Raw genomic sequence first — 17,044 nt, 5'->3', positions numbered from 1 at the left:
AAGAATTTAACTATTGATACTCTTAAATTCAAAATTTTTCAAGTTGTTTATGAGAAAAGCGCTTGATCATTTATTTCTTGATAAAGGTAAGATAGGCAGGCGTTCGTCCTTCGCGTAAAGCTTTTGCTTCATAGCGGGTTCCGCTCCATAGTGGATAAGGGAGTTTCCAGTCTTGAGGGCTTTCTGCTTTCCATTCAAAGTGATCATGTTGTGCACAATGGTACAAAGTCCAGTTTACATAACTGTCTATATCGCTAGCAAAGCGCAAAAATTTCCCTATTTTAAGAACACGAGCAAAACGGTTAAGATTTTTTATGTTGATGAAGCGTCGTTTCCAGTGTTTCTTTTTCGGCCAAGGATCAGGATAGAAGAGGTCTATTCCATCAAGCGAGTTATCAGGGAGCCAATCAAGAAGGCGTGTAGCATCATCATTATAGAGGCGAAGACGATTTTGATGGTTTTGATGCTGTTCAAGAGACGATAATATTTTTGCCATGCCATTGATAAAGGGCTCGACGCCGATAAAACCGGTTTTTGGAAAATATTCCATTTCATGAAGTAAATGTTCACCTCCACCAAAACCGATTTCAAGTCGAATTTCTCTTACTTTGCTTGAAAATAAGGATGTAAGGTTTAAGGGAGGAGGGACATTTAAATCAATATTCAAACTGGGGAGAAGCATTTGTATACGTGTAAGCTGACTGTCTCGAAGTTGTTTTCCTTGTCGGCGTCCAAAAAATGCTTCACTCTTACGTATATTATGTTTAATCATGGGATTTGGATCATTGTTTGAAGCGTTTTCACGAGATCAGTTTTTTCCCATGAAAACGAACCATCGTGTTTTGGTTTACGACCAAAGTGACCATAGGCAGCTGTTTTCGCATAAATAGGTTTATTGAGGTCAAGATGTTTTCGAATGCCGGTAGGTGAAAGGTCCATTATTTTGCGGATGGCTTCTTCAATAACCTTTTCATCGACTTTTCCTGTTCCATGAAGATTAAGATAAATAGATAAAGGTTGTGCAATACCAATTGCATAGGAGAGTTGAATGGTGCATCTTTCTGCTAAATGAGCAGCAACAATATTCTTAGCCAGATAGCGTGCCGCATAGGCAGCAGAACGATCAACTTTTGTTGTATCTTTTCCTGAAAAAGCACCGCCTCCATGGGGTGCTGCACCTCCGTAAGTATCCACAATAATTTTGCGTCCCGTTAATCCGGCATCGCTTTGAGGGCCTCCAATGACAAATTTTCCTGTTGGGTTAATATACCAACTGCATTGAGCTGCAATGGGAATGTCATGTAAAGCTTGGCGAATGTAAGGTTCAACCACTGTACGTACTTTATTGGAATCCCAGCTTTCATCAAGGTGCTGCGTTGAAAGAACAATGGATGTGACCTCTATCGGTTTTCCATTTTTATAACGTATGGTTATTTGGCTTTTAGCATCTGGTCCTAATTTTCCAGTTTCTCCCTCTCCTTTATGACGAGCTGCGGCAAGAAGTTTGAGAATTTTATGCGCATAATAAATTGGCGCAGGCATGAGATCAGGTGTTTCACGGCAAGCATATCCAAACATGATACCTTGATCACCCGCTCCTTCTTCACCATGCCGATCCGTAGCATTATCAACCCCTCTTGCTATATCAGCTGATTGTGGGCGCAAAAGAACATCAATTTTAACAGTTTTCCAATGGAAGCCTGCTTGTTCATAGCCAATGGTACGAATAGCACGGCGCGCTGCTGTACGAAAACGTGTAGGATTAATGAGTGGAAAGCTAGTTTCATCATAGATGAATTCTTTATTTTTATCTTTTTTTAATAGCGTATCGGGAACACGTACTTCACCAGCGATAACAACACGGTTGACACTGACGAGAGTTTCACAGGCAACGCGTACTAACCATGGATCAGTACCAGTCTTTTCAGCTTCTTTATAGATCATATCAACGATTTCATCGGAAATACGATCACAAATTTTATCAGGATGTCCTTCCGATACCGATTCGCTCGTAAAAAGATAATCTTGATGCGGCATAGGAACTCCTTCAAAAAAGAAAACCAACGATTTAATCAATTGCTTACTAAAGCCGTCACCATTTGCTAATTCTACAGCAAATAGTCAATGCAAATGTATATGAATAAAAGAGAAAAGATATAATTTTAATTTATAACTTATTTGTCAAATCTTCCTCAGAAAGTGCTTTTGCCAAGTCAATAATTTTTCGACGCACTTTAGCATCAGATATATTTGTAAAAGCGCGCATGAGCTGAATCCCTTCGCTGCTAGAACAAAAGTCTATAAAATTGTGTTCACTTTCAGCAAAACCCTCTACTTGTTGGGAGGTAATACCTTTATCAAAAAAGTAAGAAACAGGAACATCCATAATTTCCGCTATCGCTTGAAGACGGCTGGCACCAATACGGTTTGTTCCTTTTTCATATTTTTGGATTTGCTGAAAAGTAATTCCTAATTTTTCACCTAGTTTCTCTTGAGTGAGTCCTAAAATATTACGACGTAAACGGATACGAGTTCCAACATAGATATCTATAGGGTCAGGTTTTTTTCTAGTTTCGGTCATAATGCAACTCTTTATTTCCAGCATTTTTCTTCTAAACCAACATCATATTTATGCGCAGTTGATTTATCATATAATTAAAACAATATGTAATATTTTTTCCCAATATCACTGGTACACGCAACACAATACCGTACAAAGGGCACTTGAATCATTTAAGCTGTTTTGTAAAACCAAAACCAATACGACACAATAGCATAAGGATGAATAAGATAAAAGTAGAGAAAGTTCTGTATTCATTGCTTCCTATAGGGGTAATGGATGATGGAACTTGTGAATCAATAATGCCCACAGCATTTTGTCGAAGAGCTACAACGATTCGTCCATAAGAATCAATAACAGCTGATATGCCATTATTGGCGGCCCGTATGAGGGGGATTCCCAGTTCAACGGCACGAAGCTGTGCTTGTTGAAGATGTTGATAGGGTCCAGGTGTTACACCAAACCATGCATCATTTGTAATATTAATAATTGCTTGAGGCGGGGAGCCTTTGAAAGTCATTTCATGGGGAAATATTGCTTCATAACAAATCAAGGGTAGATAAGAAAATCCGTTTGGCATTGTAACAATTTTGCGCACACTTGCAGCACTATATCCACCAATATTATCAGCAAGGGTACGCAATCCAATTTTTTTCAATAAATTCTGATAAGGAAGATACTCACCAAAAGGAACCAAATGAAGTTTATCGGAAGTATTTAAAATATTACCTTGAGCATTAATGACTGCAATTGTATTAAAATATTGTGTTTGGGAATGAGGTAGATCATTGCTGGCGCGTATTGCTCCAACAATAGCCCATTGTTTAGGTTTTAAAAGAGAGGCAATGCGCATTGTGATAGATGAATTATCATAGAGAAGGTAAGGAACGGAAGCTTCAGGCCATACGATAAAATCGGGTTCTGAATTTTGATCGGTTGTTGGCGTTGCACTTAGCTTCATATGTGCTTCCAACATAGATTCTCGTGTATTATCACGCAATTTTATATTTTGTTGGATGGACGGTTGAACAATGCGCACCCAATAAGCACTTTTTTGATCTTCAGTTGTGTTTTCTATAGTATGAAGACGATAAAACCCAAAACCACAGTGAATGAATATAAGTGATAAGCAAAGAGAAAGTGCCACTTTCTTTTTTTCATCCGTTAATAAAACAGTTGGCAAACTGTAGGCTAAGACAGCAAGAATATTCATTCCGTAAAGTCCTACGATTGCATCAGATTGCATGAACATTGGGGTTGGCATGGCTGTATAGCCAAGAGAATTCCATGGAAATCCTGTGAATAAAAACGCACGCAACCACTCGGATAATCCTAATGCAAAGGCTAAAACAAAAAAGCGTGCTATTCCTTTTGTCCATAATAAACCAACAATGAAACCAGAAAAAAACCAATAAAGAGAAAGGTAGAGTGGAGGGAATAAAATGGCTAATGGGACTGCCCAACCAAAAGAATCTGGATCTGTTAACAAAGCATTGCATAGCCACCAAAGGCCGCAAATAAAATAACTAAAACCAAAGGTTCCACAGCTTAAAGCGTAAGTAAAAAAATGTTTTTTATTGTTTTTGGTGGCCCGTATTGAGTCAAGTAAAACAATAAAGAGAGGGAAAGTTAAAAAGCAAAGAGGTGTTAAATAAAAGGGTGGAAGTGCAAAAGAAGTAAGAGCACCACACAGAAATATCCATGCTTGGCGCTTCCAGCCTGTAACAGAGAACAAAAAAACGATGAAATTGTTAAAAAACGCTGGACTATTCTTTAGGGATGGCATTGTTTTCAAGATTTTCATTTTTGGGAATGCGAAAAATGCGCAACCGTTTGATCCGGCGTTTATCAGCTTCTAAAATACGAAATCTATAGCCAGGTACAGCTTCGACAATTTCACCTTTGGCAGGAATGCGATCAAGAATGGAGACGATCAAACCACCAATAGTATCAACTTCATCACCATATTCTCCTACGATAAAATCAGGACCAAGAGCTTTCTCCACATCTTCTAGTTCAGTTCTTGCATCAACGAGCCATTTATTATTTGGTTCACGTACGATAGCATTTTCGACATTATCATGTTCATCTTCGATATCTCCAACGACTAACTCAACAATATCTTCCATTGAAACGAGACCATCTGTTCCTCCATGTTCATCAATAACTAAAGCCATTTGAGTTCGTGTAGTTTGCATCCGTGTTAATAATTTGCTTGCAAGCATAGAACTGGGAACAAAGAGAACTGTTCGGATCAAATCCAATTCACCGATTGGAGTATGCAAGTCTGTATGGTTTAATTGAAGCAAATCGGATTTTTGTTCGGTTTTTGTTGGGTTGATAATAAAGCGAGTGATGTAGTTAAGAATATCGCGGATATGGATCATGCCGCGCGGATCATCTAAAGTTTCAGCATAAACGGGGATACGAGAATGACCAATTTTTGCAAAACATTGAAGGGTTTCTCCAAGAGAGGTGTTTATTTCTAATGCTTCGATTTCAGAACGAGGTATCATAACATCATCCACGCGTGCTTCACGTAAGCGTAAAATGTTATGCAGCATAGTACGTTCTTCAGGTGAGAAGAGGGCGGTATCTTTTTCATTGTTAGTCGTGAGTGCAACGGTAAGATCATCGCGCAGTGACGTAGATGCACAATTTCGACCCCGTAAGAATGAAAACAAATGATTCATCAGGGAATATTTTTCTGTGTGATTCGTCTGCTGAGAGGGGTCTTTTTCATTATTAGAAGATGCTTGATTATTATTTTGTGCATTTATTTTGTTTGCCATGGTTTTGAAATCTTTTAGACTTTCTTTTTTATAATAGATAAATAAGAGGCTTTAAATGGTATGCTGGTAATATTGATTTTAAAAGTTAAATTTTATCATTGATAGACAATTATGCGTAAGGATCTTTTATGGAAAGCTTTTGAAGAATTTCTCTTTCGAGCTTTTCCATTTTATATGCTTCATCATCAGTTTCATGGTCATAACCAAGCAGATGCAAGATACCATGAACAATCATATGTATTAAATGGTCTTGAAATGTTTTTCCTTCTTTCTCTGCTTCGAAAACAACAGTTTCTCGGGCAATAATAATATCACCGAGCATGGGACCAGGTCGATTTCCAGCTTTAAGTGGAAAAGCAGGAAAGGATAATACATTAGTAGATTTGTTTTTGTTGCGCCATTGTGCATTGATTTGTGCCATATGTTCATCATCCGTAAAAAGCAGGCTAATCTCGCTTACAACATTTTCCAATGAAACATGATACATAGTTGCCATTAATGCTTTTTCAGTGATATTATAAAGCATTTTCTCATCATTCCACCCTGCGCTTTTAATCATTATATCAATAATAATCATGATGAATCAAATTCATTTTTTAATGCATCGCATGCGAATGATTTTTTTTTATTTTGTATTTCGGAATCAAGATCATAAGCACGAACGATAGCAGCAACAAGTGGATGGCGTACAACATCTTTTTCATCAAAATGCACAATTGCAATATTTTCTACATTTGAAAGAATGCGAATTGCTTCAATGAGACCTGATTTTTGCCCTGTAGGCAAATCAATTTGGCTCACGTCACCGGTAACGATCATACGCGTTCCTTCTCCAAGACGTGTGAGGAACATCTTCATTTGCATGGGCGTAGTATTTTGTGCCTCATCAAGAATAACAGCAGCATGGGCAAGTGTTCGTCCGCGCATAAAGGCGAGAGGAGCAATTTCTATGACACCAGAGGCTAAAATGCGTTCTATTTTTTCAGCGGGCATCATATCATAAAGAGCATCATAAAGTGGTCGTAAATATGGGTCGACTTTTTCTTTGAGATCACCGGGAAGAAAACCAAGATGTTCTCCAGCTTCAACAGCCGGACGTGAGAGAATAATTCGCTCAATGATACCACGTTCTAGAAGCATTGCAGCATGAGCAACAGCAAGATATGTTTTTCCTGTTCCTGCTGGTCCTACACCAAACACAAGTTCAGTATGCTCCATAGCACTTATGTAAGCGTCTTGTGTTGGAGTTCTTGCATGAATTATTTTTTTATGGGTACTCAACCGAGCTGGTATACGTTTCGTTGCAGATTTGTGTGTTATTGTGTCTTCTTTCTGCTTCTTTGGTATATTTGCCATAGCAATCGCTCCTTTTATATCTGATAAAGTGAGCTCTTGATGTGTTTTGGCACGTTCATAAAGCTGCTGCAATACATATTGCGCACGTTTTATAACAGAAACATTTCCACGGATTAAGACTTCATTACCACGCGGATGAATACTAAGTTCGAGTTTTTTTTCGATATAAGCGAGATTTTCGTCAAATTTACCAAAAACTGCTTTTGCATATTTATTATTTTCGAAAATCAAAACAACTTGGCTCACATCTGAAGCGCTTGTTTGTTTCAAGGTATCAGCCTTTTCAAGGGACGTATTTACTTTTTCTTTAATACGCTTTATTTTTTCGGTTGAAGCTTTCAGCCTATTCTCCATATCTACATAAATATTGCACATTTTGTTAAGTAAACTTTATAAAAGACAATTTTTACAAAAAGTGCACGCTTTAGATGTAATCATTTGCTTTTAAAATAAAAGAGTTTTCCAAAATATTTATTTTTGAACAAGGTATTAGAGGCATGTTTATCTATTTGTCACTTCACCAACAAAACTGTTTGAGCTTGCATTTTTAATATGAATTTCTATCACGCTACCTGTAGAGGCTTCTGTATCGACAACAACAGGTAAAAGCCAAGGGGAACGCCCTACCATTTGCCCTGAGTGACGTCCAGGTTTTTCGATGAGAACGTTCGTTTTTTGATCAATTTTAGAACGCAAAAACGCATTTTGTTGCTCAAGGAGAAGGGCTTGTAAATGTTGAAGTCGGGCATCTTTTACAGATTCATCAACATGATTTTTCATTGTGGCTCCCACTGTTCCAGGACGGGGGGAATATTTAAAAGAATAAGCTGAACTGTACTGTACTTGTTGAATAAGTTTAATGGTTTCTTCAAAGTCTTCATCTGTTTCTCCTGGAAACCCTACAATAAAATCGCCTGAAAAGGCAATATCTGGCCGTACGGTTCGAATTTTTTCGATAAGATGAAGATAATGAGAGCTTTTGTGTTGTCTGTTCATGGCTTTTAAGATGCGATCTGAACCTGATTGAACAGGAAGATGGAGGTAAGGCATTAACATATCAAGATCTCGATGCGCGGCAATAAGGCTATCATCCATATCACGTGGGTGGCTGGTTGTGTAACGCAAACGCTTTAAACCATCGAGTTTTGCGAGATGATAAAGAAGATCACCAAGACGCCAAGTTTTGCCATCAGCACTTTGTCCATGCCAACCATTGACATTTTGTCCAAGCAGCGTAATTTCTTTGACACCCGCTTCGATGAGTTGAAGGGCTTCCTCGGTAATTTGCTCGACAGACCGTGATATTTCAGCACCGCGTGTGTAAGGAACAACACAAAAAGTGCAAAATTTATCGCAACCTTCCTGTACTGTTAAAAATGCGCTAACACCTCGTTTTCTTACTGCATGTTTATTATGGGGCGGCAAATGAGCAAATTTATCTTCAACAGCATAGTCTGTTTCGATAATTTTTTTCCCTTGTTTGGCTTTTTCTAACAATTCTGGCAAGCGATGATACATTTGCGGACCAATAACAAGATCCACTGTTGGAGCACGGCGCAAGATTTCACTTCCCTCAGCTTGTGCAACACAACCTGTTACACCAACCATCAGGGGTTTATCAGGTGTGCGCTCTTGACGCATAACGCGCAAACGACCAAGATCAGAATAAAGTTTTTCTGCTGCTTTTTCACGAATATGACAGGTATTAACAAGAATAAGATCGGCATCATTGGGAATTTGTGTTGTCACATAGCCTTGCGAACTGAGGCTATCAGTCATCCGTTGGCTATCATAAACGTTCATTTGACATCCATAGGTTTTGATAAAAACCTTTTTAGGAGCAACAGGAGGCGTATTTTTAGGATTTACTTTATTCATAGCGCATGTGTAAATGTTTTTTACACAAATCTCAATCTATTTGCTTAAAAGTTTTTTGCATGATAATTGCATCACCACGACCATTTTTTGACGCGTAGTAGGCAAGACGTTCAGAAATTTTTTGAAATTCAAAGCGTTGATAAAGGTTCAAAGCAGAAAGATTTGTGGCTTCTACTTCCAAGAATAATTTTATGGCGCCCTTGTCGTGAAGATGGTGAACTGTACGATCGATAAGAAAGGTACCAATTCCTTTTTGACGATAATGAGGATGAACAGCAATTGTGATGATTTCTGCTTCATCAAGGATGAGACGGCATAGGCAAAAGCCTAAAATTTGATCAGAGTGATCAATGAGAAAAGCTTTGTATCCGAAGATAGAGTGATCTGTTAAGAAATTATCAAAAGCTTGTTTTTCCCAAGAAGGGGTAAAACAATGCTGATGAATTTGATGAAGAGAAGCACTATCATTAACTTGTAGCGGAGCAATTCCAAAATTCTTTTTTGTCAATGAAAATTTGGGCATTATTTTTTTTGTGGTAAAGCAAAATTGGTTTGTTGTTTTGCATCAGCGCTGCGTAGATAGAGTGGGCGAGGTGAATTTTTTGATTGTTTGTTTGCAGCAAGATAAGCATAGTTTACAATATCGGCCGCTTCGCAGGGGATTTTTTCTAGGACAATTTTTTCGTATATTTTATGGTTTTTAATATGCTCCACAACGACATCAGCAGCTGGGCCAGTCAGTCGGGTTTTTTTGGGCAAATCTTCGAGGATATTTTCAATTGTTTTTAATCCCGGCTCTCCCAAAGGTGTGAGATCATTATGAAAATTTTGATGGTAGAACATCCCTCTCCCTGCTTCAATGACAACAGTAATTGCCGATGCTGTACTTTTATTGTTTATGACTTGTGCTGCTAACGCTTCAAGAGCACTCACTCCAACAGCAGGTATTTCAAGTGCTAATGCCAAAGCGCGCGCTGTTGCAACACCGACACGTACACCAGTAAATGATCCAGGTCCAATATTGACAGCAATACGCTCAACTTGATCAAGCGTCATATTGGCTTGTTTCATTATTTGTGTAATCTGCCCAATAAGTTTTTCAGCATGTCCTTTGTTCATGCGCTCATTGATACGCGCAATAACAGATTTATGACGAATAAGCGCAACAGCACAATAAATTGAAGCAGTATCTATAGCAAGGATAAGCATAAAAATATTTTAGTTGAATAAAACGATAAATAAAAGTCCTGCTGTATTTTTAATCTTTTCATTATCGTATATTTCATTTGTAAGAAAGTTACTAGTGCCAATAAGCAACAATATCTTTTTATGGGATAGAACGAGATGTTGATTTAATCCTTATTTTTATCACTTTTTGAATGAGTATCTTGAGTATTGTAAGATTCTCTTATTTTAAATCTACTTATGGTGAAACAATTAAAGTTATTAGCTTGTATATTACAAGCGGAGTTAGCGTATGAATCAAAACTGTTGAAGAAAAGAATAAAAACTCCTTTCACGAATCGTTTAAATGTAAGGATTGTCACAACTTTTAAGCTATCAAATAGTACGATGATGCCACTTGTATTACATAGTAAGTAAAAGTAATTTAAAAGAGGAAAAGTTATGACCCCACATTTTTTCCAAATAAGAATATATTTTATCCGTCTTTATATAAAAACCTCAGCGTAATGAGAGCAGATGAAAGAAATGGCATTGTTTTGCATGAGTTACGTATTTCGATACTACCCCGTTGCAAATCATTATGGACTGAAAAGCAAATTTAACAGTTTTCACTTAAATATCAGCTCTTTCAATTTTTTGTATAGAATAATGAGCAGTATTTTAGAATTTTTTCTGGTTTATGAAAGAACTGATTTTAATAATAAGGAGGACTTTGGGTTGATTGCATACTACGTTGAAAAAATAATAATCAATGTACATTTAAAATGTTATATGATTTAAATCATTCAATTGTATCATGATAAGGCTACAAATACCGAGAATAATTATGGAGCAGGTTGAAGCCAAAATGACGCGCCATCCTGCTTTTTTTAGTGATCGGATATCAACACCTAATCCTAGTGCAGCCATTGAGATAACAGTAAACAATTGGGCAATAAATTTGATGGGATTGATAGCCTTTTCAGGGATAAGACCACTTGAGCGAACAAGCATCATGATAATAAAGCCAATGATAAACCATGGGACGAGGGTATGTAAACGCAAGCGTGTTTGTGCTGATCGGCGATAAATGATTGATAGAGTAAAAATAACAGGGCCTAACATGAGAACCCGTACTAATTTGACAATTGTTGCAATTTGAACACTTAGAAAAGAGACAGATGCTGTTGCTGCTAAAACCTGTGGTACAGCATACACAACCATGCCAGCAAGCACACCATATTGGCTAAATGACAAATTCAGAGATGGATGTAAAAAGGGTAAAAATAAAATAATAAGAATTCCTAAAAGAGCAGTGAAGGCAATTGACGCGGCTACATCGTCATGTTTTGCTTTTATGACAGGTGCAACGGCAACAATAGCTGAATTGCCACAAATAGCATTCCCACAAGCGACCAGCATTGCCAAATGTGTAGAAAGCCCGAAAAGTCGGCCGATGGCAAAGCTCAGGATAATCGTTACGAATATCACGAATATGATACTAGCAAGCAAATTCCAGCCAGCTGAAAGGACTGCGTTAATGCTAATGCTTGCTCCTAGAAGAACGATAGCAATTTCGAGAAGTGTTTTTGCACAAAAGGTGATACCTTTTTGAAAATATGTTGGCAAAGGAAAACAACTACGGATAATCGATCCTAAAAGAATTGCCAAAACAAGGCTTTCAAGCCATGCTTGTCCAAAAAGCTGTTTTTCTACGACTTCTAAGCCATAAGCTAAGGCTGATATGAGTAAACATACTAGAATACCAGGACCAAAGTCGTTTAAAAGTGAGAGTTTTTTCTTTATCACTTGGATATTTTCCCCATAAAAAGAAATGATAGTAAATAAAACGAGATAACAAGTAAGAGAAAGAAATTTTTAAAGATTTGTTCTTGCTTGTACAGCTGCTGCTAAAGTTCCGTCATCAAGATAATCAAGCTCGCCTCCTACAGGGACACCATGAGCAAGTCGCGTAATTTTAACTGGAAAATTAGAAAGCTGATCAGTGATATAGTGAGCAGTTGTTTGACCTTCGACAGTCGCATTTACAGCAAGAATAATCTCCGTAATAGGGTTTTGTACAACACGCTGTATTAAGGTGGCAATGTTGAGTTCGTCAGGACCTATTCCATCTAAGGGGGAGAGTCGTCCACCCAACACATGGTAACGTGCGGCTAAAGTTTTTGCGCGTTCAAGAGCCCACAGATCAGCAATATCCTCAACAACGATGATTGTTGTATCATCGCGGCGCAAATCTGTACAAATTGAACAAGGATCAATGGTATCGACATTTCCACAAACAGAACAAATGCCGACTTTTTCTATAGCTACTTGTATAGCTGCTCCTAAAGGTTCTAGCAATGTCTCTTTTTTTTTGATAAGATGAAGCGCAGCACGACGCGCTGAACGTGGACCAAGACCTGGTAACCGTGATAAAATCTGAATGAGACGTTCAATCTCAGGTCCTGCAATGTATTTAGACATATTTTTGTCCCACGGGAAAAATCCGTTTCATTAAAATGGAAGCTTGAAACCTGATGGGAGTGGTAGCCCTGCCGTCATACTTTTGGTTTTTTCTTCTATTGCGACTTCGATTTTTGTTCTTGCTTCATTATAAGCTGCCATAATGAGATCTTCAAGAATTTCAGCTTCCTCAGGTTTGAGTAATGAAGGATCAATTTGAATTGCTGTTATAATATTTTTGCCATTTAAAGTGATATGGACGAGACCACCCCCTGCAGTGCCCACAGCTTGCAGATTAGCTATTTCTTCTTGAATCTTCTGCATTTTTTCTTGCATTTCTTTGGCTTTTTTCATCATGCTCATCATTTCACGCATAGGAATAGGTATCCTTATTCATCATTGATATCATTTTTATTTTTAAAAATATCAGCATTTTTAAAGGTATTGGGGAGTAAATCAAGATCATTTTCTTCTTTATTAAGTCGAATATCGACAATTTTTGCTTCTGGGAAATGATTGAGGATTTTCGCGATATCAGGATCTGTTTCTGCATTGGAAAAAAGAGTCTTTTGAATCGCTATACTTTCCTCCTGTAAGGTTGGGCCACCTCCTTCATTAACAAAAGTTATTGTCCAGCGTTTTTCAGTCCATTGAGATATCTTTTTTTCTATATCATGAGCAAGAAATTGTGGGGTATTTTCAGAAAGTCTCAAGGTAATATGCCCAGCTTCAAAAGAAACAGGATGAACAAATTCTTTAACAAGGAGTTTGAAAGGAACGTCATTATGCTGTTCGGCTAATTGAACAATATCATGCAAAGAATTAATCACGAGAGTTTTAGGTTCAGTAATCTTTTCTGTTTTTTGCATGACAGAATGCGATAAATTTGCAATCTTTTCAGAAAGATCAGTAGATTGAGAAGTTTCTGGAATTTCTGTTACTTCTTGGGCGTTGATTTTGTCATGGTTTTGATTTTCAACTAAATTTTCTGGTTGTAAGGAATGATCTAATTGGTTTTTCAAAGATGTTTTTAAATCTGATTGATCGGCTAATGTATTTGAAACGCTCGAGGAAGCATGGGCTCCGACCATTGTTTCTTTTGTTATATTATTTGCATTTGTAGATTCTTGATGAGAAGAGTTTTTAACCAGTGTGTGAGGCGTTTTTTCTTGCGTAAGCTTTTTTAAAGCCTCATCAAGAGTTGGTAAGTCAGCCGTGTGAGCAAGACGAATTAAAAGCATTTCAGCGGCTTGAAGAGGACGTGCAGTTTGATTAACTTCCTGTAAACCTTTGAGTAACATTTGCCAGTTTCGGGATAAAACAGGAACGGAAAGTTTTTTTGAAAAGTCTAAACTTCTTAAACGTTGTTCTTCAGTCAGAGAAAAATCTTCCACTATTTCTGGTGTAAAACGTAAACGTGTGACCAGATGATTAAAATCGGCTAGTTCTGTCAATATAGTAAGAGGATCAGCACCTGCTTCATACTGACTGCGTAATTCATGTAACGCATTGACAACATCGCCCCTCATGATAAATTCAAAAAGATCAATAATACGTGCTTGATCCGCTAATCCTAACATTGTACGCACCGCAATAGCATTAACATTGCCATTGCTATGGGCGATTGCTTGATCAAAAATGGATAATGCATCACGTGCAGATCCTTCTGCAGCACGGGCAATCATAGAGAGTGCTTGATCTTCTACTTCTACCTTTTCATATTTCGCAATTTGACGCAAATGTGCACTCAAAGCTTTTGAGTCAATACGTCGTAAATCAAAACGTTGGCAACGCGAAAGAATTGTAATAGGAACTTTGCGAATTTCTGTTGTGGCAAAAATAAATTTCACATGGGAAGGTGGTTCTTCAAGAGTTTTCAATAAACCATTAAAGGCTTGTGTTGAGAGCATATGTACTTCATCGATAATATAAACCTTATAGCGTGCAGAAACAGGACGATAGCGTATTTGTTCAATAATTTCACGAATATCATCAATGCCCGTATGAGAAGCGGCATCCATTTCTATAACATCAATATGGCGTCCTTCGATAATTTGTGTGCAATGTTCACCAAGAGAGTCCAATACAGTTGTTGGTTGGTCAATATCTTTTGTTTTATAATTAAGTGCACGTGCCAAAATACGTGCTGTTGTGGTTTTACCTACGCCACGAATCCCTGTTAACATCCACGCTTGTGCAATACGACCTTTTTCAAAGGCGTTGGTGAGAGTACGCACCATAGCTTCCTGACCAATGAGGTCAGAGAAGTTTTGGGGTCGATATTTACGAGCAAGAACACGATAGGCTGTTTCTACCGGTAAATTTTCCATGAGTATTTCCAACTTCGAAGTTCTTTATGCGTACATTTTGATAATACAAAAGCATAGATCAATACTGTAGTCTCATATAAAAGGATTTTTTCTTAATCAAATTATTTATGGGACAATTTGTTTAAAAATAACAAAACCCCTTTATTTACTGCATACAAATGCTGCTCTGAAGATTAAAAATACCTCGCTAAAAGACAGCATAAAAAATAATTTTTTCAGCAAAATAGGAGGTTGGAACGATGACCCGTACCAGAACTCGTTGGGGCTGCTTCTTTCCAGACCTGACCCAGTTGGCGAGTAGTTCGTCCACCACCAACCTCCCAAGTCCATATTGTCGATTTGGAATGAAAAATCAAGCTCAGAAACGAAAAATATCCTAAGAAAGACGAAGAATTTTCCTTTGCATTTAATTTATTGATATATAAACAACAAAGAGATTGTGGATTTACCAGTTTTTATAGCAGTAGCTCTGCATATTTATTTGGTATGAAAATATTTTTTCGCTTAAGATAGTCTGAATGTATAATTATCTCATTCGCTGAAACATGTAAGAGTTTTAGGATAGATACATCTGTTCTAAAACTACGAAATTGAATCATCAAAAATTTACAACAGTCAAAGAAGCAAATAAAGTATATAGATCATGTAATTGGCTAACATGCGAAAGTTAGGGGGAAGAGTGCTATTTAAAGAATTATAAAATATTGCTTTAATGATGTTGCTCCTCTATACAAAACAGAACATCCCAAACAGAATACATTTAATGTTGTACATTCACAGGTTTTTTAAAGAGCGATTGCTCAATACTCTTAACTATATTTCAAACGCCACTCATAAATAGTATACATGCTTCCCTTGAGTTATAAATCCATTGTGCACTATCCTCTTTATACTTAATACAAAGTATAAATTTTAGCCCTCATACTACTTAACAACTCCCAATGTTGCGATCCCTTGCACTTGAGAGGCTTTATAAGAAGCATTTTTATTCCTTTTTTAATCGTTTTTACTCACACATCACTCCCATTTGTAACTTTCAAGGAAATGATTTTAATTGATTCAATATGAGATTTAAGATGGGAGGATCTTACTTTATTTGTGGTTGTAATTCAGTATAAAAAATCGAACTCTTATAATGATAAGTCAATATATTAAATATCTTATAAGAGAACCACCTCATTTCTATAGTGAATGAGAATATCAAATATGTAATATTTTTTCTTTTAACGTATATAAATACTGAGTAGATGTTATCGCTCTTTTTTTGCGTGCTTGTTCTTTTAATTAAAAAACATTGATGTTTATCACAAGATGGATCAATATATGAATTTTCATTATTTGAGAAAAGGTTTCATATATTTTTAAGAGACTGTACTCATACAAGAGAAGATGCAACATTAAACGCTATAGAAATAAGGGGGTACTGATTTTATAAGCATAAAAATGGTTCTTATTCGATATAAGCGACATTTTATAGTTTCAGATAATTATATTCTTTAATAAGGAGGGAAAAGCGAGATAATTTTTATAAAAAGCTGAATGAGTATGACTTAAAGTGCAGTGAGGAATGCACTTGTAGAGCAAATTTTACTTTTCTGTTTATCTAAGTGATTTGGGTATGGTGTGCTTTATATTACTTGAAATAAAGCAGTTGCGAAGATAGGAGTTACATTCTTATTAAAAAAATAGTTCTGATAGTAGAAAATACAGAACAATTTAAGTTTAGTCTTTTAGTTTTCGCAAAAGTTCTTTAATATCTAACCTTATAAGCAGCTTAAGGTTTGTCATATTAGGATAAAATACCTCTTCAGCGATTAGTTTTAATAGCTCATTATGCCGTATTTTGAAAAAAACACCTGAAAAAAAGAATAACTCTACTCAAATTTAGATGTTATAGAAATATTGTTAATCATAACCTCCTGTGTCACAATCTGTTCCAACAACTTTTTTGTTCGTAATATTTTTAAAAATATAATGTCCTGACCAAGGAAAACTTATATGAAGAGATTTTATATTTTTTAGGGTAAAGATTTTCTTTTCTTTATCATGGGTTATTTTCTTTTCATCATCAACAAAAATTCTCAATTTGTTTAAATCAGAAGGGGCAGAGTATGATAAAGTAAAGGATACTTTCTTCGGTTTAAAGGTATTACAAGAGTATTCAACTCCTTGCTGGAATGTATAGGATGGTGTGATCACAACACTTTCATCCCGCGCAAAATTCCATTTTTTTTCACCAAAGCCAGCAAATGCAACACTAGAGTAGGCGAGAATATTTGCGGCTAATAATCCTCGCGTGAAGATTTTTTTCATTATCCTCTCCTTTTTTCTAACGTGAGGTGAATCATAAATCAGTTTTTATAAAGATACAAGTTCAAACTTAACGCTAAAATCAGGGCTAAGTTGCATTTTCTAGTTTTAAACCATGTTTAGAATGATATTAATCTAAAAGATTCGAATGCTCTATTATGTATAATAATTTGAATTGTTTTGAGAGCTAA

15 protein-coding genes and 1 other RNA gene are annotated in these 17,044 nt (G+C 36.7%); all 16 read right to left on the bottom strand.

Translation table 11 applies throughout. The annotated features are described in order from the left end of the window. Positions 1–70: 70 nt before the first annotated feature. Positions 71–772, bottom strand: coding sequence for a tRNA (guanine(46)-N(7))-methyltransferase TrmB (locus ACFINW_RS03925; RefSeq protein ID WP_375611812.1), 702 nt, complete (start codon positions 770–772; stop codon positions 71–73). Next, entirely contained in the window at positions 769–2,037 is a 1,269-nt protein-coding gene (gene metK, locus ACFINW_RS03920) for a methionine adenosyltransferase (protein WP_375613312.1), read from the bottom strand. The genes ACFINW_RS03925 and metK overlap by 4 nt, the downstream gene beginning before the upstream one ends. A gap of 130 nt (positions 2,038–2,167) precedes the next feature. Beyond that, positions 2,168–2,581, bottom strand: coding sequence for a helix-turn-helix domain-containing protein (locus ACFINW_RS03915; RefSeq protein ID WP_375611810.1), 414 nt, complete (start codon positions 2,579–2,581; stop codon positions 2,168–2,170). A gap of 148 nt (positions 2,582–2,729) precedes the next feature. Beyond that, positions 2,730–4,364, bottom strand: a complete 1,635-nt coding sequence (gene lnt, locus ACFINW_RS03910) for an apolipoprotein N-acyltransferase (protein ID WP_375673813.1) — start codon at positions 4,362–4,364, stop codon at positions 2,730–2,732. After that, the gene (locus tag ACFINW_RS03905; RefSeq protein WP_375621196.1) at positions 4,327–5,352 is read right to left on the bottom strand and encodes a hemolysin family protein; all 1,026 of its coding nucleotides are present in this window, start codon (positions 5,350–5,352) and stop codon (positions 4,327–4,329) included. Before ACFINW_RS03905 ends, lnt begins: the two co-directional genes overlap by 38 nt. 109 nt (positions 5,353–5,461) lie before the next feature. Further along, a complete protein-coding gene (ybeY, locus tag ACFINW_RS03900) occupies positions 5,462–5,929 on the bottom strand; it encodes an rRNA maturation RNase YbeY (RefSeq protein WP_375621197.1) in 468 nt (155 codons plus the stop codon). After that, positions 5,926–7,050, bottom strand: a complete 1,125-nt coding sequence (locus tag ACFINW_RS03895) for a PhoH family protein (RefSeq protein WP_375621222.1) — start codon at positions 7,048–7,050, stop codon at positions 5,926–5,928. Before ACFINW_RS03895 ends, ybeY begins: the two co-directional genes overlap by 4 nt. Positions 7,051–7,209: 159 nt before the next feature. Next, positions 7,210–8,586: a tRNA (N6-isopentenyl adenosine(37)-C2)-methylthiotransferase MiaB gene (gene miaB / locus ACFINW_RS03890; protein ID WP_375621198.1), complete on the bottom strand. Its 1,377-nt coding sequence runs from the start codon at positions 8,584–8,586 to the stop codon at positions 7,210–7,212. A 31-nt stretch (positions 8,587–8,617) separates the two neighbouring features. After that, positions 8,618–9,109 (bottom strand): ribosomal protein S18-alanine N-acetyltransferase, encoded by a 492-nt coding sequence (gene rimI, locus ACFINW_RS03885; RefSeq protein WP_375611805.1) that lies wholly within the window; start codon positions 9,107–9,109, stop codon positions 8,618–8,620. Next, the gene (gene tsaB, locus ACFINW_RS03880) at positions 9,109–9,795 is read right to left on the bottom strand and encodes a tRNA (adenosine(37)-N6)-threonylcarbamoyltransferase complex dimerization subunit type 1 TsaB (RefSeq protein WP_375621199.1); all 687 of its coding nucleotides are present in this window, start codon (positions 9,793–9,795) and stop codon (positions 9,109–9,111) included. Before tsaB ends, rimI begins: the two co-directional genes overlap by 1 nt. Before the next feature lie 735 nt (positions 9,796–10,530). After that, positions 10,531–11,559, bottom strand: a complete 1,029-nt coding sequence (locus ACFINW_RS03875; protein WP_375621200.1) for a YeiH family protein — start codon at positions 11,557–11,559, stop codon at positions 10,531–10,533. A 69-nt stretch (positions 11,560–11,628) separates the two neighbouring features. After that, positions 11,629–12,234 (bottom strand): recombination mediator RecR, encoded by a 606-nt coding sequence (gene recR, locus ACFINW_RS03870; RefSeq protein WP_375673811.1) that lies wholly within the window; start codon positions 12,232–12,234, stop codon positions 11,629–11,631. A 30-nt stretch (positions 12,235–12,264) separates the two neighbouring features. Further along, positions 12,265–12,588 (bottom strand): YbaB/EbfC family nucleoid-associated protein, encoded by a 324-nt coding sequence (locus ACFINW_RS03865; protein WP_375621202.1) that lies wholly within the window; start codon positions 12,586–12,588, stop codon positions 12,265–12,267. A gap of 14 nt (positions 12,589–12,602) precedes the next feature. Next, on the bottom strand, positions 12,603–14,543 hold the full coding sequence (locus ACFINW_RS03860; protein WP_375673809.1) for a DNA polymerase III subunit gamma/tau: 1,941 nt from the start codon (positions 14,541–14,543) through the stop codon (positions 12,603–12,605). 223 nt (positions 14,544–14,766) lie between these two features. Continuing rightward, an RNA gene (gene ffs, locus ACFINW_RS03855) (signal recognition particle sRNA small type) lies at positions 14,767–14,864 on the bottom strand. Between the two features lie 1,584 nt (positions 14,865–16,448). Further along, entirely contained in the window at positions 16,449–16,856 is a 408-nt protein-coding gene (locus ACFINW_RS03850) for a hypothetical protein (protein ID WP_375610537.1), read from the bottom strand. Positions 16,857–17,044 lie beyond the last annotated feature (188 nt).

The organism is Bartonella sp. AA18HLJMS (assembly GCF_042197245.1).
Taxonomy (GTDB): domain Bacteria; phylum Pseudomonadota; class Alphaproteobacteria; order Rhizobiales; family Rhizobiaceae; genus Bartonella.
Note: the sequence above shows the minus strand (reverse complement) of the source record. Positions and strands in the feature narration are given on the sequence as shown.